This is a genomic window from Paenibacillus sp. FSL K6-1330, assembly GCF_037976825.1.
Taxonomy (GTDB): Bacteria; Bacillota; Bacilli; order Paenibacillales; family Paenibacillaceae; genus Paenibacillus_AQ.
This window is the reverse complement of sequence record NZ_CP150269.1, coordinates 3913280-3938366: the sequence shown is the minus strand read 5'-3', so window position 1 is coordinate 3938366 and position 25087 is coordinate 3913280. Positions and strand designations below refer to the sequence as shown.

At 57.8% G+C, this 25087-nt stretch carries 5 protein-coding genes; all 5 read left to right on the top strand.

What is annotated here, in order from left to right; genetic code table 11:
• Nucleotides 1–17: 17 nt before the first annotated feature.
• On the top strand, nt 18–12209 hold the full coding sequence (locus NYE54_RS17625; protein ID WP_339264941.1) for an amino acid adenylation domain-containing protein: 12192 nt from the start codon (nt 18–20) through the stop codon (nt 12207–12209).
• A gap of 68 nt (nt 12210–12277) precedes the next feature.
• Nucleotides 12278–13150 carry a type II CAAX endopeptidase family protein gene (locus NYE54_RS17620; RefSeq protein ID WP_339264939.1) on the top strand — a complete coding sequence of 291 codons (873 nt, stop codon included), beginning with the start codon at nt 12278–12280 and terminating at the stop codon, nt 13148–13150.
• Nucleotides 13151–13154: 4 nt separating this feature from the next.
• Nucleotides 13155–13964: a type II CAAX endopeptidase family protein gene (locus NYE54_RS17615; protein WP_339264937.1), complete on the top strand. Its 810-nt coding sequence runs from the start codon at nt 13155–13157 to the stop codon at nt 13962–13964.
• Entirely contained in the window at nt 13961–14764 is an 804-nt protein-coding gene (locus NYE54_RS17610; RefSeq protein WP_339264935.1) for a CPBP family intramembrane glutamic endopeptidase, read from the top strand. The genes NYE54_RS17615 and NYE54_RS17610 overlap by 4 nt, the downstream gene beginning before the upstream one ends.
• 14 nt (nt 14765–14778) lie before the next feature.
• Nucleotides 14779–25080: an amino acid adenylation domain-containing protein gene (locus tag NYE54_RS17605; protein WP_339264934.1), complete on the top strand. Its 10302-nt coding sequence runs from the start codon at nt 14779–14781 to the stop codon at nt 25078–25080.
• Nucleotides 25081–25087 lie beyond the last annotated feature (7 nt).

The following is a 25087-nucleotide window of genomic DNA, read 5'->3' as shown; positions in this document are numbered from 1 at the left end:
ACGGAGGGCTGCCGACTATGAGAACCATCCGTAATTTGTCCGGCGTATTGCTGGCGCGCAAGGAAAACGATGCGGGAATTTTATTTTGCGAAAGCGGTCAGGAGCGTTACTTGTCGTATGGCCAATTACTTGTATTGGCCGGAAGGGCGCTCCATCTGCTGCGCGAGCAGGGCCTTGAGCCAGGGGACTTTGCCGTTATACAGACGGAAGATAACGAACGGTTTATCCTTCTATTCTGGGCTTGCGTGCTCGGCGGCATTGTCCCTGTACCTGTGACGGCGGCGCGTACGGACGAAGGACACAAAAAGCTGATCCAGGTATGCAAGCAGTTGGAAGCGCCGAGATTGCTCTGTGATGAAGAGCTTTGGCCGGGAATTCAAGGCTACGCTTTGAAGCACGGGGAGGCGGAGGCGCTGGCCCAGCTCGAGTCCGGCAGCGTGCCGGTTGCTGAGATATTTGCAGCGGCTGCGGATGCAGTTCGGCCCGAGGCTGAGTCATATGACGCTGCCGAGACGGACATCGCATTCATCCAGTTTACATCAGGTTCTACCGGAGATCCGAAGGGGGTCGTATTAACGCACGGCAATATTCTGTCGAACATGCGCGCCATTATCCTTGGGGCGCAGTCGACGGAGAGGGATTCTTCGCTAAGCTGGCTGCCACTGACGCATGATATGGGGCTCATCGGCTTTCATCTTTCGCCGCTGTTTTGCGGCATGAATCAGCTACACTTGCCAACCTCGACGTTTGTGCTTCATCCGATGAAATGGCTGGAACTTACGCATAAGCATCGGGTGACATGCCTCTCTTCGCCGAATTTCGGTTATGTGCATTTTTTGCAGCATTGGAAGCCGGAAGGAGCGGACGATTGGGATTTGTCTTGCGTCAGGCTGATTTTTAACGGGGCCGAACCGATATCGGCCGCCCATTGCCGCGATTTTCTGGAGGCGATGAAGCCGTACGGGTTAAAGGGGAATTGCATTTTCCCGGTATACGGGCTTGCGGAAGCGAGTCTGGCCGTAACGTTCCCGGGGACGGAAGATCACCTGAATACTGTCCTGCTTGATCGCCAATCGCTCGCTGTCGGACAGCCTGTACGAATGGCCGCACACGGGGATCATGCCGCGATCGAGATCGTCGAGCTGGGTTTCCCCGTACAAGAGTGCGAGGTGCGCATTTGTGACGAAACGGGAAACCCTTCGGCAGCAGGCAGCGTAGGCTTGATTCATATTAGAGGGCGCAACGTTACAAGCGGCTACTATAAGCGGCCCGATGTAAACAAGCAAATGATTTTCCCGGACGGTTGGCTGAATACGGGAGATTTGGGTTTCTTGCTGGAAGGGCGTTTATATGTGACGGGCCGCATGAAGGACGTCATTTTCGTCAACGGGCAAAATGTGTATCCGCATGACCTGGAGACGTTGATCAGTAGCCTGAAAGGGGCCGAAATCGGGAAAACGGCAATTGCCGCCGTTCAGGATCTGACGACCAAACGGGATGCGATCGCCGTTTTTATTCAGCATCGCGGCAAGACCGGCGGATTTGTACCGCTGATGGCTAAGGTGAAAAAACTGCTGAACAGATCGGCCGGTCTGGACGTTGCTTTTGTTGTCCCCATTCGGCGAATTCCGAAAACGACCTCCGGTAAAATCAGGCGCTACGTATTGGCGGAAGCGCTGCGCGAAGGCGAGTTTGCCGAAACGCTTGCCGAGTTGGCTGAGCTGGAAGCGGCGGCCACGCTTAAGTGGTGTGATGCGGAAGGCGGCGATGCCTTGCGTGGGGATGTCGGCTTGGAGCCAGCCATGGAGACGGAAGAGCGGATCATGACCATCTGGCGCGAGGTGTTGAAAAAGGATTCTATAGGCCGGAAGGACAGCTTTCTCGAACAAGGAGGCAATTCGCTCAAGGCGGCTTATGCCGCCGCCAGGCTGCAAGAGACGTTTGGCGTCGAGCTTACCCTTACCGAGCTGTTTTTGCATGATACGGTGGGTTCGCTGGCCGCTTTGCTGGAGCAAAAGGCGCAAGAGGGCGAAGGAACTGCCGCCGCCGTCCCTCCGCTGGTGTCCAAAGCGGAGGAGCGGACGGTTTATCCGGCGACCTCGGCGCAAAAGCGACTGTTCATTTTGGAAGAGCTGAATCCGGGGCTGCTGGGCTACAATCTGCCGTTTACGGTCCAGGTGAAGGGCCCGCTCGATATTGAACGATTCCGCGCGGCGTGGCAGGCGCTGATAGAGCGGCATCCGGCGCTGCGGACGTCCTTTTATATGGAAGATGGCAATGTGATGCAGCGCATTGAGCAGGCGGTTGAGCCTCCGCTTGCCGTCGTTGACGGAAGCAGCTGGCCGGCGTCTGTGCTGACGATGCGGCAGCGCAGCTTCCTGCAGCCGTTTAATCTGGAGCAAGCGCCGCTGCTGCGGATGGAGCTTGTGCGCCTGGAGCGCGAGTCCAGCGTGCTGCTGCTGGATATGCATCATATCATTACGGACGGAACGTCGATGGGCATTTTGATGTCCGATCTTACGAGGTTTTATGAGGGGAACGCGCCGGAGCTGTTGTCCATTCATAGCGGGGATATAGCGCTGTGGGAGGAAACGGGCCGAAGCGGCGGCTGGCTAGAGCGTCAGAAGCTTTATTGGCATGAAATCTTTCGGGATGGTGTGCTGTCTCCGGCGCTTCCGTCCCCCCGTCCAAGGCCGCAGAAGCCAAGCTACCGCGGGGCAATTGAGCGCTTCGAGCTGGAGCCGGAGCTTGCCGGATCGCTGCGGGCGTTGGCTGGACGCGAGGGTGTAACATTATACACCGTCCTGCTTTCGATTTATTATGTGCTGCTGGCGAAATATACGGGCGAATCCGACATCATTGTCGGCACGGCAGCCGCAAGACGGATGAGGCCGGAGCTGCAAAGCGTAGTCGGGATGTTCGTCAACATGGTTCCGATCCGCCTGCGCGGGCAAAGCGGTTTGCGCTTCGATCAATGGCTGATGCAGGTCAATGGGGAGGCGCTTGCGGCTATCGGCAATGGGGATGTGCCTTATGAAGAAATAGCCGAGTTGGCGAATGTGAAACGGGAATATGGGCGGAATCCGCTGTTCGATTCGGTGTTTACGCTGCAAAATATGGAGCTGCCCGAATGGAGGGGCAAGAATGTCGTTTATGCACCCCAAGAGATGGACAGCGGCACGGCCAAGTTTGACCTGACTTGGGAGTGCGCGGATAACGGCGTTAGTATCGCATTTACGCTGGAGTATGCGCTGGATTTGTACGATGAGCGGGCCGCCGCGCAATTGGCCCGGCATTATGTAGCACTGGCCCGGGCAGTCGCCGCGCAGCCGCATGCGGCGCTTGGTGAGCTTGATCCCATTGATGCAGGGGAGCGGGAACGGCTGCTCCAGCTTGGCCGTTCATTCGGCACCCAGCCGCAAGAGCTGTCGCTGCACAGGCTGTTTGAACGGCAAGCGGTGGAGTCACCGCAGCAGATTGCCGTTGAAATGGGCGAGAGGGCGTATACCTACAGTGAGCTGAACGAACGTGCCAACCGGTTTGCGCGCGCGCTTGTGCGGCGCGGCGTTGCGCCGGGGGCAAAGGTGGCTCTGCTGCTCTTGCGTTCGCCCGATATGATTACGGCGATATTGGCTGTGCTGAAAGCGGGAGCGGTCTATGTGCCGATTGACCCGCAATATCCCGAAGAACGGATTTTGTTTATGCTGCAGGATACGGAAGCGCGGGTGATCGTGACTGCGGCTGCGATGATGGAGATGGTCGCAGGGCTTGCCGGAGACAGCATAGATGTCGTCGACATGGATGGACTCGATACAAGATGGGACGGCGAGTCCGGCCATAATCTGGACTTTGATGGCTCGGCAGACGATCTCGCTTATATCATGTACACGTCCGGATCGACGGGCAAGCCGAAAGGGATTATGACCACGCATCGCAATGTGTCCCGGATTGCTGTCCATACCGATTATGTAAGCATTTCGGAAAACGATGCGCTGTTGCAGCTTTCCAACTATGCCTTTGACGGTTCAACGTTCGATTTGTACGGAGCGCTGTTGAATGGCGCGAAGCTGACGCTGGTTGGAGAGGAAGAGGTTGCCGACGTTGTGAGACTGGCCGAGCTGATTGAGGGCAGAGGCATTACCGTATTCTTTGTGACGACGGCGCTGTTCAATACGCTGGTCGATCATGGGCTGGAGTCGCTGCGCGGCGTGCGCCATATTTTATTTGGCGGAGAGCGGGCTTCCGTACCGCATATCCGCAAAGCGCTCCGCGCGCTTGGATCGGGCGTGCTGCTGCATGTCTACGGTCCTACGGAAACGACGGTGTTCGCTACCTGTTATCCGATTACGAAAACATGGGACAGTGAAGGAGCGGCCACCGTGCCGATCGGCGTGCCGATCGCGCGTGCGGAAACACTGGTACTCAATGAACAGAGCCGATTGCAGCCGGACTGGGTGCCGGGGGAGCTGTGGATTGCGGGTGACGGTGTCGCATCCGGTTATGTGAATTTGCCGGAGCAGACCGCTTCAAAGTTCCGGCCGCATCCATTCCGGGAAGGCGAAACCGTGTACGGAACCGGTGACCTGGTGCGCCGCCTGCCTGACGGAAATTTGGAGTTTCTGGACCGGATCGACAGTCAGGTCAAGCTGCGGGGTTACCGGATTGAATTGGGCGAAATCGAATGCAGGCTGCTGGATTGCGCGGGCGTTAAGGAAGCGTATGTGGCGCTGATCGAGAATGACGGTGCGCGGTATTTATGCGCTTATATCGTGGCAGAGCAAACCGAAGGGCAGGCAAGCGTTCGGAGCCAACTGACAGGCAAGCTGCCGGCATTTATGATTCCCGCCGCGTTTGTGCAGTTGGAGAAGCTGCCGCTGAACGGGAGCGGCAAGGTGGACAAAAAACGTCTGCCTGCGCCGGAGCGCGCAGCGGTCGCAGCGGCGTACGCAGTCCCATATGAAGCGCCCGCCACCGATACGGAGATCCTTGTCGCAGGATTGTGGCAAGAAGTGCTTCATGCGGGGCAGGTTGGCGCGCTTGACCACTTCTTTGAGCATGGCGGCCATTCCCTGAAGGCAGCCGCATTGACCTCGGCAATCTACAAGCATTGCCGGGTGCGCATGTCGCTCCAGGAAATTTTCAAGCTGCCGACGGTCAGAGAGCAGGCGGCTTGGATCGACAGCGCTGCTAAGGAAGCGTACGAACCTATTGCAGAAGCGCCAAAAGCCGCATCCTATCCGCTCAGTCCCTCGCAGCGGCGCATGTTTTTGGCGGAAAGCATGGCTGATATCGGACTAACCTATCACATTCCACTTGCTCTTAAACTGTCGGGTGTGGTGGATGAGACCAGAATCGCGTCAGCGCTTCGGAAGTTGATCGAACGGCATGAGCCGCTGCGGACCTCCTATCATTGGATTGATGGCGTTCCGGCCCAGATTGTGCACGATTCGGCCGATTTTGTTCTTCAAACGGCGGAGCTCACGGGGACGCCGCTGCCGGAATGCTTGAGCGAGTTTTTCCGGCCGCTCGAGCTCGCCGCAGCGCCGCTGCTCGCCGCATGTTATTGCCGGCCTGAATCAGAAGGAGCGGAGGCCTATCTGCTGCTCAACATTCACCATATCGCGGCGGACGGCATAGCCGTCAAGCTGCTGCTGGAGGAATTGACCGCTTTGATCGACGGCGCGGAACTTGCATCTTTGGCTCTGCATTACAAGGATTATGCCGTTTGGCAGGAGCGACAGTCCGGCTCGGAGCGGGCCAGGGCAAGCCGAGCGTTTTGGACGGAGCAGCTTGCAGAGCCGCCGGCGCCGCTCGATATGCCGCTGGATCGGCCGCGCGGCGACCGTCAGACATTTGCGGGCGATACGTATACCTTTCATATTTCGGCGGTGCTCGCCGCACGACTGAAAGAGACGGCCGCAAGCGCCGGAGCGAGCATGAACAGCCTTCTTTTTGCGGCTTACGCGCTGTTGCTCAAGGGAACGACGCATCAGTCGGAATTTGCAATTGGTTCTTTAGCGGCAGGCCGGACGCATCCGGACACGGCCCGGATGATCGGCATGTTCAACCAGTTTTTGCCGATTCGGATGCGGGTGGCGGACGAACTGCCAATCTTGGCGTTTGTCGGCGAGACCCATGGGCGTTTGCTTGCTGCATACGAGCATGGCGATGTCAGCTTCGAGCACATGATGGAAGTGGCCCAGTATTCCCATGACCCGTCGCGTAACCCGCTGTTCGATACGATGCTGATCGTTCACAACCAGTTTGAAGACGAGAAGCTGGCGGCGCGCGGCGACGGCTGGAGCATGGAGCCTTTGCCCGTCAACCACGGAACATCCAAGCTGGACTTCAAGCTCGATCTGTACAGCGATGGCGAAGGCGGTCTGCGGGCGGAGCTGGAGTATAATACGGGATTGTTCCATAAGGGAACGATGGAGCGGTTGGCGGATCGACTGCTATACATTTTGGAGCAAACGGCCGCCAGCCCCGACCTGATCTGTGGCGATGTCGCACAGGCGACACCTGCCGAAGAAGCCGTTTTTGCAGCATGGAATGATACGGGACATCCGTACCCGGCGGAGAAGACGATTCACGGATGGTTCGCCGAGTCCGCCCAGCGTTGGCCGGGTCGAACGGCGGTGCGGTCTGCCGAAGGATCGCTAACGTATGGGGAGCTGAACGACCGCGCGGAACGTATGGCTGCCGTGCTAAGAGGCAAGGGGGTTGTGGTCGAAACGATTGTGCCGATTGCCGCTCAGCGCTCGTTGTCCATGATGATTACGATCATAGCGGTGCTCAAGGCGGGAGGGGCCTATTTGCCGATCGACCCGGAGCATCCACACGAGCGGATCCGTGGCATTCTGGAGGATAGTGGGGCGAGGCTGCTTCTGGCGGGGGCCAAGTGGATTCATACGCTCCCGGCCTTCCAGGGAGAAACGCTCGATCTGGATGCGCTTACGGCTGCTGCTGCATCGGAGATGCCGAAGGGCGAAGAAGAAACGGACCTGCCGCCTCAAGCGGGCCCCGAGCATTTGGCGTATGTCATTTATACGTCAGGCTCCACCGGCAAACCCAAAGGCGTTATGGTGGAGCACCGCGCGGTGCTCAACCGGCTGAACTGGATGCAGACGACTTATCCACTGAATGAGCGTGACATTATTTTGCAAAAAACGCCGATCACGTTCGACGTTTCCGTATGGGAGCTGTTCTGGTGGAGCTTTGCCGGCGCTTCGCTTTATTTGCTGGAGCCCGGCGGGGAGAAGGAGCCATCGGTCATGCTGCGCGCGATTGAGGAGCAGGCGGTTACGGTTATGCATTTTGTGCCGTCCATGCTGGGTGTCTTTTTGCCCTATGCGGCGGACAGCGGCAGAGGCGGCGAGCTTTGTTCCCTGCGATACGTATTTGCGAGCGGCGAAGCGCTCAAGCCCGCGCATGTCGCAGGTTTTTACACCCTGATGGAGCGCGGCGGCCGCCAATGCCGGCTCATTAATCTGTACGGCCCGACGGAAGCGACGGTCGATGTCAGCTATTACGATTGCCCGGACGCTGGGGCGGGTACGATTCCGATCGGCAAGCCAATCCATAACATCCGGCTCTACATTGTGGACGAGCGGACAAGACCGCAGCCGATCGGCGTGTCCGGCGAGCTGTGCATCGCGGGTGCCGGTCTTGCGCGCGGATATCGCAACAGGCCGGATTTGACGGAGCAAAGCTTTGTTACGAATCCGTTTACCGCAGGAGATAAGCTGTACCGTACCGGCGATCGCGCAAGGTGGCTACCGGACGGTAATATTGAATATTTGGGACGCTTTGACCATCAGGTCAAGCTGCGCGGTCTCCGCATCGAATGCGGCGAGATCGAGCACGTACTGCTCTTACAGGCGGAAGTTCGCGATGCCGTGGTGACGGCAGTGACGGACCATGCGAGAGAGCCAGCTCTTTGCGCATATCTAGTGACAGCGGAAGGGGAGGCGCCGGAGGAAGCGAGCCTTCGGGCTACACTTAAGGAACTGCTGCCGGAGTATATGATTCCTTCGTATTTCATTGCTATGGAAGCGTTTCCGCTAAGCCCGAGCGGCAAAACCGACCGCAGTCGCCTGCCGCAGCCCCGGTTCGCTGAATCGGCGGCTTGCGGCGAGGCACCGGGTACACAGACGGAGCAGCGGCTAGCCGATCTTTGGCGGGAGGTGCTCGGTCTGGCTGCAAGCGAACCGGACAACCCGGTGGCGATCGGGAGAGAAGCCCATTTCTTCCAATTGGGCGGCCATTCCTTGCGAGCCGCGCAGCTTGCGGGCTTGATTGAACAGCGTTATGGAGCGGCGTTTGCGATGAAGGATGTGTTCGACGCTCCCCTGCTGCGGGAAATGGCGGCCCGCATCGACAACGCGGCTCCCAAGCAGGCTGCGGTTATTAACCGGGCTGAGAGCCGGCCGTTCTATCCGTTGTCGCTCGCGCAGAACAGACTGTTTGTGCTGCAGCAGCTTTATCAGGACAGCACGGCCTACAATCTTCCGCTTGCTCTGAACCTGACGGGCAAGCTTGATCAGGACAGGCTTCGCGAGGCGATTCAAGGGCTGATTGACCGCCATGAACCGCTGCGCACCAGCTTTGACTGGGCAGATGGCAAGCCGGTACAGCATGTCCATGAGCGGGTTTCGTTTGAACTCGCCGTGCATGCCTTGATGGATGCGGCGGACTTGAATACATTTGCGCGCGCGGTCGTCCGCCCGTTCGATTTGCGAAAGGCTCCGTTAATCCGGGCGTTTCTCGCGACGGACGGCGAAAGTCGGCATACGCTGCTGCTGGACATTCACCACATCGTCGCCGACGGCGTGTCCATGAATGTGATGGCGCGCGATTTCGAGCAGCTGTATCGCGGGGGCTCCTTGCAGCCGCTGCCCATTCACTATAAGGATGCCGCCGTTTGGCAGCAGGAGTGGATGGCTTCGGAGGCGAGAAAGCAGCAAGAGCAATTTTGGGCGTTCCGGCTAGCGGGTACGCTTCCTGTGCTGCAACTGCCGACTGATTATCCGCGTCCCCCTGAACAAAGCTTCGAAGGTGCCAAGCTTGCTCTGCCGATTCCGGCGGAGCTTGTCGAGGGGACCTCGGCGGCGGCAGAGCAATGGGGCGTTACGCCATTCCATATATGGCTTACCGCCTACCATACGTTATTGCATCTGATGACGGGGCAAGACGATCTTATTGTCGGCACGCCGATCGCAGGCCGCTTCCATCCCGCAACCGAGTCTCTGGTCGGCATGTTTGTCAATACGCTGCCGATTCGAAGCCAGCCATCCGGCGAACTGCCGTTCAGAGCGTTCGCCGAGCAGCTCAAAGAAATTGTGCTTGCGGCGCTGGACAACAGCTTGCTCCCGTTTGAGCATATGGTGACGATGCTGGATGTGCCGCGTGACCTGAGCCGCAATCCGCTGTTTGACACGATATTTGTGATGCAGCATATGGAGGCCGGACAGACGGCGGCGGACGCCTTGCAATTCGAGGTGCAAGTTCCGGACAATCGCGTTTCGAAGCTGGACTTGACGTTTGAGATTGCGGATCAGGGCGCAAAAGGCGCAGCTTTGACAATCGAATATAGGGCGGCGCTGTTTAAGGAAGACAGCATACGCAGAATGGCGGAATGGTATTTCCGTATTGTCGGCCTTGCACTGGCGGAGCCGGGGCGACCGCTCGGAGGGATCGGGCTGCAGGGCTCCGCAGAGGCACAGAAGCAGAGCGAAGCGTTCAATCGCACGGCAGCGCCGTATGCAAACGGCGATACGGTAGAGGTTTACCTCGAAAGGCAAGCGGCGGAAACGCCACAGGCCGTTGCGGTTGCGGCGGAGAACGGAGCATTGACGTATGCGGAATTAAACCGGAGGTCGAACCAGATGGCGCAGACGCTCAGAAAGCAAGGCATCAAGCGCGAGGAGCGCGTGGCCGTCGTGATGGATCGCAGTCTGGAGATGATGATTTCAATCTTTGGCGTGCTGAAGGCGGGCGGAGCTTATGTGCCTGTTACGCCGAGCTTGCCGCCCGATCGAATCCGCTACATGCTGGAGAATTCCGGAGCCAAGCTTGTCTTGACGAAGGGCAAAGCCCCGGAAGGGCTGGAGACGTCTCTGCCATTTACGGACGTTCATGAGGTGATGACGCAGGAGCGGGACGACTTCCCTGTAGAGAAGCTGCATGATTCACGTTCGCTTGCTTATGTGCTGTATACTTCGGGATCGACCGGACATCCGAAAGGCGTCATGATCGAGCATCATTCCGTCGTCAACCGGATCGGCTGGATGCAGAAGCAATACGGACTGGACGCAAGCGGAGTCGTTATGCAGAAAACGCCGATTACTTTTGATGTATCGGTCTGGGAGCTGTTCTGGTGGAGCTTTGCGGGAGCCAAGCTGGTCCTGCTGCCTCCGGGCGGCGAAAAGGACCCCGCGCTTATGATGGATACGATCGCGCGGCATGGCGTAACGACGATGCATTTTGTGCCGTCCATGCTGCACCTGTTCTTGGAGGATCCCGGCTTGCTGCGCGGCGATGCCAGGCTGGAGAGCCTGCGTCATGTGTTCGCCAGCGGCGAAGCGTTGACTGCGGATCAGGTGCGGAGGTTCCGCGAGCGGATCGGAGTTCCGTTCAATGCCAGGCTTGTGAATTTGTACGGCCCGACCGAGGCGACGGTTGACGTTTCCTATTACGATTGCTCTGACGACGATATTTCGATCAACGATATTTCGATCAATGTACCGATTGGCAAGCCGATCGACAACATCTCGCTTTATATCGTGAGCGAATCGATGAAGCTCCAGCCTGTCGGCATTGCCGGGGAACTGTGCATATCCGGTGCGGGTCTGGCGCGGGGTTATATCGGCCGGCCCGATTTGACGGAAGAAAAGTTCGTCGATAATCCGTTTACGGAGGGCAGTCTGATGTATCGGACAGGAGACCTTGCCAGATGGCTGCCTGACGGAACGATCGAATATTTGGGCCGAATCGACCATCAGGTAAAAATAAGGGGCCAGCGCATTGAATGTGGTGAAATCGAGCATGTGCTGCTCGGTCATCCGGCGGTCTCGGAAGCGGTGGTTATGAAGCGGGACGCCACAAGCGGAAGCGAATATTTATGCGCGTACATCGTTGGCTCCGAACCTGTGGACCACCAGGAACTGCGGGATTTTGCAGGGCTGCGCCTGCCGGATTATATGGTTCCGCAGGCCGTGGTGGAACTGCCAGCCATGCCCCTGTCTCCAAACGGCAAAATCGACCGGAAGGCGCTGCCGGAGCTGGAGCTGGCGGCGGGTAGCGCCACTCCGTTTGTCGAAGCGGCAAGCGATACTGAACTGGCGATTGCCGCTGTATGGCATGAAATTCTGCAAAGGGACGACTTCGGCATCCATCATCGTTTCTTCGATGTTGGGGGAGAATCGCTGCTGCTGGTGCGGGTGCATCAACGGCTGGAGGAGTTGTATCCCGGCGCTCTGGGCGTAACGGATTTGTTCACCTACCCGACGATCGCATCGCTTGCGGCTTATCTGAAGTCGAGAAATCGGGAGCTCGCCAGCTGGAGCTGGAGCGGTCTGTCGGTGGCAGACGACTGCGTCTGCAATGGTTATGCCGCGGAGCGTATCGGCAGCGTTCAGTTCCAACTGGACACGATGGTATCGGAAGGACTTACGGAACTTGCGGCATCCCGCTCGGTAACGGTCGAAGCCGCGGCGTATGCCGTATATCTATACTTCTGGCGCGGCAAGTCCGGCATGGGCCGGCTTGTGCTTCCGGCAATGACGGACAACGGGCTGATTGCTCCGAAGGAAATCGACTTTGGGGAGGTGCGGGATTTCGATACGCTGCTGCGGCATGCTGCCAAACGGGTAAACGCGGGAGAATGTTATACCCCGCGGCAAATCAGAAAGCAGCCGCAAGCCGAAGCCGGATTTGCCTTATTTCCGTTATTTGCAGGAGCAGCGCAGCACGGGTTCAAGGAGCGGGAGGGGCTATTGGAACGATTCGATGTTGTGCTGTATATGAGTGGTGCTGCCGCCGCACCACGAGGGGCGGAAGTGCCAGAGCTTGGCGGAGTATGGACGTACGACGCCCGGCGCCTCAGCAAGGAAGCGGTGCTGGATTGGGCTTCCGGTTATCTGGAGCTGCTGTCAAGCGTGGTCGAGCAATATCGCGTCGCAATAGGAAGCGCCGAATCGGGGACGTAGCATGGGCCAAGGCGGGCTTAGCCTGACCCTGAGAATACATCTGATAGAAGGAAGAAAGGGGCATTCCTGTGAAAAAAGTGTTGATCATGATAGGTAATATCGCTCTTTATCTCGGGGTCTTTTATGCGCTGCTCTATCTGCTTCGCTCTACTTACAATTACGAAGTGACGCTGTCCTTCGCCAAGTTTCTGGATCGCAATCCAGCCATGTTTATGGCTGTTCTGTTCACGTTGATTACGCTTGTTTATTTGCTCATCTTTCGTATCAAAGGATGGATATGGCCCCATGCGGAAAAAAATCTGTTTCGCGCGTCGGGCTTTAAACGGCTGAAAGCCTCGCGCGTCTTGTTAATGATTGGCTTGGGTCTTGCCGGAAGTTTGTTCAGTATCGGCCTGATCGTCATTGACGATATTGCGCGGCAATTTCCGTCCATTCCCGCGCTTGTCAACGATACGATCAGGGGGGATTCGATCTGGTATGTCATTCTGGGCGCCGGTTTGATCGGCCCGGCATTTGAAGAAATATTGTTCAGGGGTCTCATTTTCAGCGAGCTTCGCAGGGTTATGCCGGTATATGTGGCCCTGGTGCTGCAAGCCGCAGCATACGCCTACTTCCAGCCGAGCCTGGCGCTTTCAGTCATCAGCATCGGTTCGGGCCTGATTTACGGGTCACTGTATCTGCGCACTGGGTCGCTGTGGGCGCCTATTCTGGTACAGAATACGACCATGGGCACAATCTTTCTGTTTAAATACATCGGGTTCTACGAATGGTTTGGCAAGCTGGGCGATGTTTCGCTGTATATTATTACAGCGCTCTGTCTGGCTGCGTTGATTGGAGGTACCGTCTATGTCTGGCGGACCTCTGGCAGCGGAGGCATCGGCGCACGCGCCGGTCAAGCTCTGACGGCTGACACGCCGTCAGCAGCACAAAAGGGGGGCTGACCGCATGAAGGCGTGGGGAATGATGCTGGCTCGCGTGGCTGTTGTTATCGGCCTGTATTTTGCATGGTTTTTTACCGTAACGACATTATTTTTCGATTATGTGTACCCCAAAAGCACGTGGTTTGAACAGAACACGGTAACCGTCATTATTTTGAACGATATGGTGGGTTTGCCGCTCATGCTGCTGGCCTGGAGGCTTATATTCAAAGAAAATCTGTTTAAGGCGGCTAAGTTTCGCGTGATGGGCGGCAAATCAGTAGCGATCGCTTTATGGATCGGGCTTGGAGCCGGCCTGTTTACGGTCGCATTCTCCCGTCTTCCCGCCATTGCATCGGACAAGTACCAGTTCCGCGAATTGTTTGATTACCTGAACCGTGCGGAATGGTATGTATTTCTGGTTTTCCTGATTCTCGGAAATATTTACAAGGAGACGTTGTTCAGAGGCATTCTGATGAATGAGTTCAGACGCGTACTCCCGGTTTGGATCGCAATTGTGATTCAGGGCGTGTTGTATGGGGCGTTGTTCTTTTTCGGAGACATTCCGCTGTCGCTGTACGGTTTTCTCGGCGCGGTTATATTTGCGCTCTTGTATGTCTGGTTTAAATCCATTTGGGCGCCGATTGCCGCGCAAGTCGCCTGTCAGGGCAGCCAATACCTGCTTTGGCATTACGGGCCGGAGACGACGGACGTCACCGTCATGTCGGTTGTGATGGCTGTGGCGGCCGCCATGATTGCGGTTGGCATATTCCTTGCGGTCAAGCATCGCACTTCGATCTCCTTGACGCTGACTTCCGAGGCGGTGACGCCATTGTGAAGGGACTGCGAATAGCGGGAAATACCGTCTTATATTTGGTCATTTATGCGGCGGTCGTGATGCTTGTCAATCAAGTCCTCTACAACTGGGTCGGCGATCCCGGGCTGAAAGACTGGATCAAAGGCAATTCCGGCATTGTGCTGATTGTATCCAATATCATCGTGCTTGCCGTCTATATTCCACTGCTTCGCTGGCAAAAAATTTCGCTGAAGGATTTAGGATTAGTTCCTGCGCGGGCCGGATCTTTGCTGCTTTCCGCCGGGACAGGCGTCTGGCTCGGCTTGTTTATCAGCGCTTTTACCCGTCTTCCGTGGGTAAAAGCGACCTTTCCTCCCATTTCGGATTTGGTCGCATTTGTCGCTGGCGGCAGCCTGATCATTTTTGTGTTCGGCAGTTTGCTGCTGGGGTCTTTGCTGGAAGAATGGCTTTTCCGAGGAATGCTGTTCCATACGCTGCGTCAACGTCTTTCGGTTCCGTGGACAGTTCTGCTCCAGGCCGTATTGTTCGGAACGGTATTTATGAATGTGACGGTCGGCGCATTTGCGGCGCTTGGTGCGATCGTATACGGCGCCGTTCGCGCCGGGTCGTATTCGCTTTGGGGGTCGCTTGCGGCTCATGTGTGCAGCACAGGCACTTTGTATATCGTGCTGCAATGGGCGGGCGATTGGCAGTCCGGTACACTTGGATTACTAGCCCTGATCAGCGGACTCGGCATCGCGGCGCATATGTTGCTGCTGCTGCGCGGGATTGGTGGAAGGGCGGACAAAGAACAGGCCGTAAGCCATTCCATTACTAACTAGGAGGTAAGGGCGCCATGTTTCAACTGGATTTGCTGGATACCAAAAAAGACACATCCGGGCGGAAGGGGCGGAGCGGGGGATCCGTCTCCAATGTTTCCCTCAAGGATATTGCGATTGTCGGGATATCCGCCAAGCTGCCGCGCGCGGAATCGCATGAAGCATTCTGGGAGCTTCTGCGGAGTGGTAAGGATCTGGTAGGCGGGTTTCCGGATTCCCGCAAGGAGGAATTGAAGCCGTATTTGCGCCGCATGGAGGTGCAATATGGCTCCGTTTCCTTTTTTGACGGGGCGTATATCGAAGATATTTCGGGTTTTGACTATTCTTTTTTCCGGCTTTCGCCCAAGGAAGCCTCGCTGATGAGTCCAGCGCAACGCCTGTTCCTACAGACGGCCTGGGGAGCGCTTGAGAATGCAGGGTACGGCGGAGCTGCGCTGCATGGTTCGCGCACCGGCGTCTTTATGGGCTATAACGGGGACGCGCAGCATGATTACAAGCGAATCATCGAAGCTTTGGACCCGGATGCCTTGTCCATGGCGGCGCCAGGCAATCTGAGCTCCATGATACCGAGCCGGATTTCGTATTTGCTTAATTTGCGCGGACCGGCGATCAGCGTGGACACCGCCTGCTCCTCCTCACTGGTAGCCGTCCATCTGGCATGCCAGTCAATTCGCAGCGGTGAATGTGAGGCGGCGATTGCCGGCAGCGTCAAGATTAACGTGCTGCCGCTTGATACCGGTATACGGCTTGGCATCGAGTCAAGCGACAACCGGGCCAGAACATTCGACGACTCGGCGGATGGAACTGGCATTGGCGACGGGGTGATTGCGCTGCTGCTTAAGCCGCTGTCGCGTGCGCAGGAGGACGGCGACCCTATATATGCTGTCATCAAAGGCAGCGCGATGAATCAGGACGGCAGTTCGGTCGGCATTACCGCCCCGAACGCCCTCGCTCAGGAGGACGTCATTGTGCGCGCCTGGCAGGATGCGGACATTGATCCCGAAACCTTGACGTATATGGAGGCTCATGGCACGGGAACCCCGCTCGGTGACCCGATCGAAATCGACGGGCTGACGCGCGCCTTCCGGAGATATACCGATAAGCGGCAATTTTGCGCCATCGGCTCGCTGAAAACCAATATCGGCCATCTCGACCATGCCGCCGGCATTGCAGGGCTGCTCAAAGCGATCCTGTCACTTGTCCACAAGCAGCTTCCGCCAACGCTTCATTATCGCTCGCCCAACCGCAACATTCCGTTTGTGGATTCGCCCGTTTATGTCAATGACGAATTGACGCCATGGGAGACGAACGGCGAAGCAAGAAGATGTGGAGTAAGCGCGTTTGGCATGAGCGGGACCAATTGCCATGTTGTGCTGGAGGAGGCTCCTACCGGTACACCATCGGGTCATTCGGACAGAGCGGAGCTGTTCTGCTTGTCAGCGCACAGCATGACGGCGCTGGAGCGGCTCGTCCTGCTGATGCGGGACTGGGCTCAGGAGCATCGCGCTGATGAGAACCGCAGCCTAGCCGATCTTTGCTACACCTTGGCCGTTGGCCGGGGAGCCCATCGGTATCGCTTGGCGATTGCGGTAAGCGGCTGGGAGGAGCTTGTCCACACCTTGCATTCTGTTGCCGAAAGCGGCCTTAACGGCCTTGCGCTGCCGAACGTCCTCTTCGGGACAGCCGACTCAGCTCCGGTCGGGAATATGAGACAGCAACCCGGTTCAAATGAACGGGAATTGGAAGCGCTGGAGCTGGGCCAACGTTACGTGGGCGGATACGAGATCGACTGGAAGGCAATCTTTCGGGGACAACGCTGCCATCGGCTGCCGCTTCCGACGTATCCGTTCGATGCTCATCGTTGCTGGGTGGAGGAGACGCGGGCTGGAGCAGCGCTTCATATGCCATTTGCCGCCTGGAGCGGATATTCGCTCGGTGGAGATATTCCCGAGGAGCTTGGGCAAGAAATGAACGAGACGTTTGCCAGATGGCAGGCCGTGCTTCAGCGGAGCGGCGGGATGACGAGTCAGAGTCGCCGCGGCGTTACGTTAACCGGAGAGCGCTCCCGCCTGGAATGGGAGCAGCATGTCGCAGATGTTTGGGGAGAGCTACTGGGTTATGACGAATTGCCTGCGAATGCCGGGTTTTATGAGCTGGGCGGAGATTCCATTATTGCGCTCAAAATAGTAAACCGGGTCAGCGAGCTTGTGGGCGTACGCATTCAGGCGGCGGATTTGCTGGGACATGCGGATCTGCCTTCGTTCACAGCGCTGATCGAGCAGCGTCTCAGGGAGAGCGGCGCGGTGACAGCGCAAAGAACAAGCGCAGGGCATGATCGACAAGGGGCAGGCGTTGGGATCGGCGAGAAAGAGGCGAACGGCGGGCAAGCGGTAGCCAGCACCATTGACGGGAAAATGGCGTACGGTACTCGTGACGGGCAAGCGGCGGCTGGAGGTGTTGGCGGATCAAGAGTAACCAGAGTGCAGGACGGGCCATGGACCGGCCAAGTGTCCGACTCTTTGTTCGGCGATACGCTGGAGCCGATTCCAAAGGCGGCTCCGCAAGAGCATTATCCGGTTTCATCGCCGCAGAAACGTATGTATTTGCAACAGCAGGCGATTCCGGATGATCGCAGCTATAATTTGCCTGAATTGTTGCACTTGGACGGGGTTATTGATGCAGATCGGCTGGAGGCCGTCCTGCAAGCCATTGTAGAGCGTCACGAGACGCTTCGTACCACCTTCCACGTCATCGACGGAGAGATCAGACAGCGTGTTCACGACGCCATTTCTTTCCGCTTGATTCGCATGGAGGCCGATGAAGCGGAAGCGGAGACCGTGCTGCAAAGCTTGTTCCGGCCGTTCAGGCTCGATACGGCTCCGCTGCTCCGCGCAGCTTTGCTGACGCTGGGGCCGGAGCGCCATGTGCTGTTTCTTGATATGCACCATATTGCATCCGATGGCATGTCGGCGGGCATTCTTTTGTCCGACCTGATGACTTTATATCAGGGAGGTTCGCTGCCGCCGCTGCCGCTGCAATACAAGGATTATGCGGTATGGCAGGAGAGCAGGCCGCTCTCTGGGAACGCCGAACGGTATTGGCGCGAGCAATGCCGGGGAGACTGGCCGACGCTTGCGCTTCCAACCGATGCCCCGCGGCCGCTCGTCAAAGGCAATCGCGGCGAAACGTTCGACGTCTACGTCGAGGCTGGTTTGACGAAGGCTGTGCGCAGCCTAGCGGCCGAATCGGGCACGACTCCGTTTATGGTGCTGCTATCGGCATATTACACGTTCCTCGCCCACTATACAGGGGCCGAGGACATTGCCGTCGGCACGCCGATTGCTGGACGGAATAGGCGCGTGCTAGAAGCGATCGCGGGCATGTTCACCGGCACGCTGGCGCTGCGCGCTTATCCGCTCGCGGACAAGCCGTTCAGAGCTTTTTTGTCCGAAGTGAAAGAGATGGCGACTGGGGCTTACGCCCACGCCGATTATCCATTCGAGGAAATTGCGCAATGGATGGACAGAAGGGATGCCAGCCGGAGTCCGCTGTTTGACACGATGTTCATCATGCAAAACCTGGGTATTCCAAACGCTTCATCTGAGGGGTTGTCGTATCGCCACCAGCGCTTTGAGCATGGAACCGCCAAATACGATTTAATGATTCAGGCTGTGGAGAATGGTGCGGAATTGCGGCTTGTCGTGGAATATAATACCGATTTGTTTCGCCGCGCGACAGCCGAGCGGTTCATGCGGCATTATGTGCAGCTGCTGCGCAGCGTGACGCTCCGTCCCGACGCCACACTAGGCGAAGTGGAGATGCTGACGGAGGAGGAGCGCCTGCACATGCTGGCGTTGGGGAGACGCGAAGCGGACTTTTCGCCGCCGCGCTGTCTGCATGATTGCTTTAAGGAACAGGCGCTGGCCGTTCCCGAACTGCCGGCCGTAGCTTGCGGCGGTGAATCCATGACCTATCGGGAGCTGGATCGCCGTACCGATGCGCTGGCGCGAACCTTGCGCGCCAAAGGTGTGGGACGCAGCAGCGTAATCGGCATCATGGCGGAGCGCTCCATCCCCACGCTGACCGCTATGCTCGCCGTTATGAAAGCCGGAGGCGCTTATCTGCCTGTAGATCCGCATCATCCAGAGGAGCGCATCCGCTATATGCTAGAGGACAGCGGCGCGGAGCTGGTAATCGCGGACGGCGCGCGTTCCGGATCTACGACCGTCGTGCCGGCCTCCTTGCAGGTGCTGGACATAACGGATGAGACGCTGTTCTCCGGCGGAGACGATGCTGCCGCCGCAGGGGCACAGGATCCTGATGACCCGATGTATGTCATCTATACCTCAGGTTCAACGGGTCAGCCGAAGGGCGTCATGGTGCCGCACCGCAGCTTTTACAATTTCGGACATTCGCTCAGGACGTTTTTTGACGGACAATACGGCGAGGGTGACAGATGCCTCAGCCTCACCAATATTTCGTTTGACGTCAGCGTAGCGGAGCTGTTTATGCCGCTTATGTTCGGGGCGTGCACGGTGCTTTACCCGGAGCCGAAATTGCTTGATCCGCGGCGAATTGCCGAAGTGATTGCGGAAGAGCGGATTACATTCGCTTATTTGCCGCCGTCTTTGCTGAAAGAGGTTGCGCGGCTGCTGGAACAATCGGCTTCCGCGATTACGCTGGACAAAATGCTCGTTGGGGTAGAGCCGATTAAAGACGAAACGCTGGAGCTGTATACGAAGCTTAATCCCGGGATGCGGATTATTAACGGCTACGGCCCTACGGAGGCGACGGTCTGCTCCAATATGTACGCATACAAGCCGGGCGCTTATCGCGGCGGCTATGTGCCGATTGGCGGGCCGATGCACAATGTCGAAATTTATATATTCGGCTATGGCGGCCAGCTTGCTCCAATCGGTGCAGCCGGGGAGCTGTATATTGCCGGCAGCGGCCTTGCCGACGGTTATGTGAACAAACCGGATATGACAGCTGAGCGCTTTTTGCCGCATCCGTACAACGAGGGCCGGTTCATGTATCGCACCGGCGATATCGCAAAGTGGCTGCCTGACGGCAACGCTGTGTATGTGGACCGGGCCGATCAGCAGGTAAAAATCAGAGGCGTGCGGATTGAAATGAACGAGGTTCGCTCGCAATTGATTTCCCTTCCCGAGGTGGAGGATGCGGTAGTGGTCGCCCGCGAGCAGGCAAGCGGCGACAGGGAGCTGTGCGCTTATGTAGTCGCTTCGGACAAGCTCCCTTCGCGGGAATGGCGAAGAAAGCTGAAAGACAAACTGCCGGAAGCGATGATTCCGGCCTATATCGCGGCAATTGATGCGATACCGCTGACGCCGAACGGGAAAGTGGATCGGCGCGCCTTGCCGGAGCCGGACTTCGGGGAGCGGGGAAAGCCGGAGCTGCCGCGAGACGGGATGGAAGAGCGCGTCGCCGCCATTTGGGAGGAAGTGTTGGGCGATACGGCCGGACCAATTGGTATTCACGACGACTTTTTCGAGGTTGGCGGCCATTCCTTGAAGGCTGCCGTGCTGGCGGGCAAGCTGCAGCAGGCGACGGGCACCCTGGTTCCACTTAGCCTGATATTCGAGCTTACCTCCATTGCGGAAATAGCCGCCTGGCTGAAGGAGCGGGACGGTGCCGCTGTGGCGGCCGAGCCGATCCCGAAGTCGGAGCGCCGCGATTGGTATCCGATGTCGCGCGCCCAGCGCCGCCAATATATGATGCAGATGCTGGCCGGAGACGCCACCATGTATCATGTGCCGTTTGCGCTCCGCTTGCAGGGCAGGCTGGATGCGGCGAGGCTGGAAGACGCGTTTACGGCTCTGATCGCGCGCCATGAAAGCTTGCGGACGACCTTCCATATGACAAAGGACGAGTTCAGGCAAATGGTTCATCCGCCGTATGCGTTCAAGCTGGAGACGCTGGATCGTGCCGCGTCGACCGGAGACGAAGCGCTGCGGGGAGCACCGCCGGACGGCGCCGAGGTGACGAGGCTGATGGAAGTTTTCCAGCGCCCGTTCCATCTGGACAAGCTGCCGCTGCTGCGGGCGGGGCTGCTGCGGCTGAATGAGGAAGATCATCTGCTGCTGCTCGATGTTCATCACATTATTACGGACGGCGTATCCTCCGGTTTGCTGGTGAATGAGCTGTCGCAGCTGTATGCCGGACAAGCGCTGCCGGAGTTACGCGTGCAATACAGCGATTATGCGGTGTGGCAGGAAACCGGATTTGCAAATGGCACATATGAGGAACATAAACAATACTGGATGGAAATCTTCGAAGGCAAGCTTTCTGTGCTGGAGCTGCCGACGTATCGGCCGCGCCCGTCTCTGCCGAGCTATAAGGGCCGCCGATATTCGTTCCGTCTCGACGCGCGAACAACGGCAGCGGCGCGAAAGCTGGCTCGGGAAGCCAAGACGACGCTGTATACGGTGCTGCTGGGCGCTTTTGCCGCGATGCTGGCCAAATACAGCGGGCAGGCCGAAGTGATTGTGGGCACTCCCGCCGCCGGCAGGGAACATGCCGATACGCATAGCATGATCGGCATGTTCGTCAACACGCTGGCGCTGCGGACTAGGCCGGCAAGAGACAAGACGGTAAGGGCCTACATGGCGGAGCTGCATAACCATGTCGTAGAGGCGCTTTCGCGCCAGACGTATCCTTTCGAGGAGCTGGTCGAGGGGCTGAAGGCAGATAGCGACAGAAGCCGCAATCCTTTGTTTGACGCCATGTTTGTCTTGCAAAATATGGACCGGGCGGTGATGGAAGCAGGCGGGCTCGTCTTTGGTGTGATGCCGTTCGAGACGAGGACAAGCAAATTTGACCTGACTCTGGAAGCGGTGGAACGGGAAGCGGAAATCGAGCTTCAACTGGAATACGCAACGGATTTGTTTCATGAAGAAACCGCGCGCCGCATGGCGGAAAGCTATACCGTACTCGTAAGGGAGATGTGCAGATCTCGTGATCGCACGGTCGGCGAGCTTGAGCTGATGAGTGAAAGCGAGCGGGATCAATTGCTGGCTCTGTTGGCCGGAGGAAGCATGCCGGTACTGGCCGCTAGCAGAGAGGGGGGCAATGGTAGGATGGAAACTCGAGCCGAGAAAGACACGACGGACCAGCAAGGAGATGCGACGGCTTCCTCGCAAGCCACGACGGAATGGACGGGGTTTGTCCAGGAGGTGGAGCGCCAGGCGGCGCGCACGCCGGATGCGGCGGCGATTCAATTCGGCACGGAGACGGTGACGTACGCCGAGCTGAACGAACGCGCGAATCGGCTTGCCCATTCCTTGCGGGCGAAGAGTGTGGGGCCTGAGCGCATTGTCGCGCTGATGGCGTCCCGCAGCCCGCTGCTGCTTGTCGCCATTTTGGGGATTCTGAAAGCCGGAGGCGCATATGTCGCCATTGATCCCGCTTATCCGAAAGAGAGGATCGACTGGATGCTTGAGGATTGCGGCGAAGCGCTTCTGCTGACGGAAAAAGCATATGCAGGAGTCGTAACGAGAGCCGTTGCCGAGTGGTATCTGGACGATCCGGAGCTGTATGCGGCAGACAGAGGCAATCCGGAGTTAGTCCATAAGCCGGACCATTTGGCGTATGTGCTGTATACGTCGGGCTCGACCGGGCGTCCCAAAGGAGTGATGATCGAGCATCGCGGGCTGGCGCATTTCATCAGCGGCTTCCGAGAACGGATTCCGTTTGAGAAGGGCCAGAGCATCCTGGCGATGGCATCGGTCTCCTTTGATATTTTTGTCGTTGAAAATCTGCTTCCGCTCACGCTGGGTATGCGGATTGTACTCGCGAGCGAAGAGGAACGGGGCGACGCCGCCTTGCTGCAAGGCCTGATCGACACGTACGGCATCGATGTGCTGCAAATTACGCCGTCGCGCTTCAAATGGTGGATGAACCAGCGAGGCGAAACGGACGGTTTGCAACAGCTGCACATATTGATGATCGGGGCGGAGCCGCTCACGGCCGATGTGCTCGGCAGGCTGCGCGCCGCTACCGGAGCCAGATTGTTTAATTTGTACGGTCCGACGGAGACGACGGTGTGGACCTCAATGCGGGAAGTGACCGAAGGCGAGGAGATTTCGATCGGTACGCCGATCGAAGGTTCCCTCATGATGGTGCTTGACGAAGGACTGAAGCTGCAGCCGACAGGCGTGACGGGCGAAATTTGCATCGGCGGGCCGGGCGTCGGGCGCGGGTATCTCAGCCATCCCGAATGGGATGTCGCTTTTGTGCCGAATCCGTATGCGCCGGGCGAACGCATGTATCGCACGGGCGACCTTGGGCGCAGGCTTGAAAATGGCGAGTTCGCCTACGCGGGACGCCGCGATTTCCAGGTGAAAATCAGGGGTCACCGGATTGAAATCGGTGAAATTGAACAGCTGCTGCTTCGCCATGAGCAGGTGAAGGAAACGGTCGTTACCGCATTCGAGGAAGAGGATGGGGAATATGCGCTTTGCGCGTATGTCGTCATGTTGAACGTCGCAGCAGCAGATGCAGAGCAAGACGACGACACGCCATCCGGCCGGTTGACCGCGCAGTTGCGCGAATTTCTCGGGGACAAGCTGCCTTCTTATATGGTTCCGGCCTTCATGGTCGTTCTGGATGCGATTCCGCTTACGCCAACGGGCAAAATCGACAGAAGGTCGCTGCCGAAGCCGGGACCAGCCGACACTGGCACACGAGAGCTTGTTCCGCTGTCGACGGATACCGAGCGCAAGCTGGCGGAGATTTGGAAGGAACTGCTCGGTACGGATGCGATCAGCGCCAAGGACAGCTTTTTCGATCTTGGAGGCCATTCCCTGAAGGCGGCGGGCATGATCAGCCGCATTGCGGAACGCTTTGGCATCCAAATGCCGCTGCGTGATATTTTTATGAACCCTACGCTTGAAGGTTTAGCGGCCCATCTGGACACTAGCGGAACCGTGGCGGCCGCACGCATTCCGAAGCAGCCGGAGTGCGAGCATTACCCGATGTCGAGGGCGCAGCGCCGCCAATTTATGATGGGGCTGATCTCGGGCGAGGCAACGATGTACCATGTGCCGTTCGCCGTGCATATGCAGGGCAAGCTCGATGTGGAGCGATTGGAGGAAGCTTTCCTTGCAATAATGCGCCGCCATGAATCGCTCAGGACGACGTTCCATCACGAGGAGGACGAGTTCCGCCAGCGCGTGCATGCGGAGCCGGTGTTTTCGTTGGAGCGGGGCGCTAAGCTGAGAATGGCGGCGGGCAAGCTGCTCGCGGAAGGCGGAGACGAAGGATTATTCGGCGGCATCAGCGCGCTGATGGAGCGCTTTATCCGTCCGTTCGATCTCGGCAGTCTCCCGCTGTTCCGTGCCGGATTGATTCCGCTTGGCGAGGAGCGCCATTTGCTGCTGCTGGACTTGCATCATATTATTACCGACGGCGTCTCCGTCAGCGTCCTGCTGCAGGAACTGACCACTTTGTACGGCGGCGGCGAGCTGCCAGAGCTGGATATCCAGTACCGGGATTACACGGTATGGCAAGAAGAACAAATCGGCAGCGAGGCCTATATGGGGCATGAGCGCTACTGGCTGGAGGCGTTCGAAGGGGAACTGCCAACGCTGGAGCTCAAGACTTCCTTGCCAAGACCGGAACTGCAAAACTTCAAGGGCAGTCTGATCAACTTCAGACTGGATGAGGGGCTGACGCTCCAGATCAAGGCGTTTGCGCGCGAGCGCGGCACGACGTTGTACACCGTTCTGCTCGGAGCTTATGCGATGCTGCTGAGCAAATGGAGCGGTGACGAGGATATCATTATCGGCACACCGGTAGCAGGCCGCAATCATGCGCAGCTGGAAGGGCTGATCGGGATGTTCGTCAATACGGTCGCGATTCGCAGCTTCCCGGAATCGTACCGGACCGTTGGCGACTATTTGACCGAACTGCATGAGGATGTACTGCGGGCGCTGGAACACCAGAATTACCCGTTTGAGGATTTGGTGCAAAAGCTGGGAATCGAACAGGACCGCAGCCGCAACCCGCTGTTCGTTACGATGTTTATTTTGCAAAATATCGATCGCGTCGCTTACCGTTCGGGCGGCATTGAATTTGACCCCAAAGAGTTCGATCCGGGCGTCAGCAAATTCGATTTGACGCTTGAAGCGGTGGAGCAGGACGGCAAGATCGGCTTTACGCTGGAATATGCGACAAGTCTTTTCCACGAAGAAAATGCCTGGGCGCTGGCGGATGATTATACGGCGATCATACACGCGCTGGTCGAAGACGGAGCAAAGAAAAAAATCAGTGCTGTGCTTGCGGCAAGCAAGCTTGCTTGAACCAAAA

What these genes read in the sequence shown, in the direction of transcription:
- NYE54_RS17625 (WP_339264941.1), top strand. Translation starts at nt 18, where the DNA reads ATGAGAACCATCCGTAATTTGTCCGGCGTATTGCTGGCGCGCAAGGAA.
- NYE54_RS17615 (WP_339264937.1), top strand. Translation starts at nt 13,155, where the DNA reads ATGAAGGCGTGGGGAATGATGCTGGCTCGCGTGGCTGTTGTTATCGGC.
- NYE54_RS17605 (WP_339264934.1), top strand. Translation starts at nt 14,779, where the DNA reads ATGTTTCAACTGGATTTGCTGGATACCAAAAAAGACACATCCGGGCGG.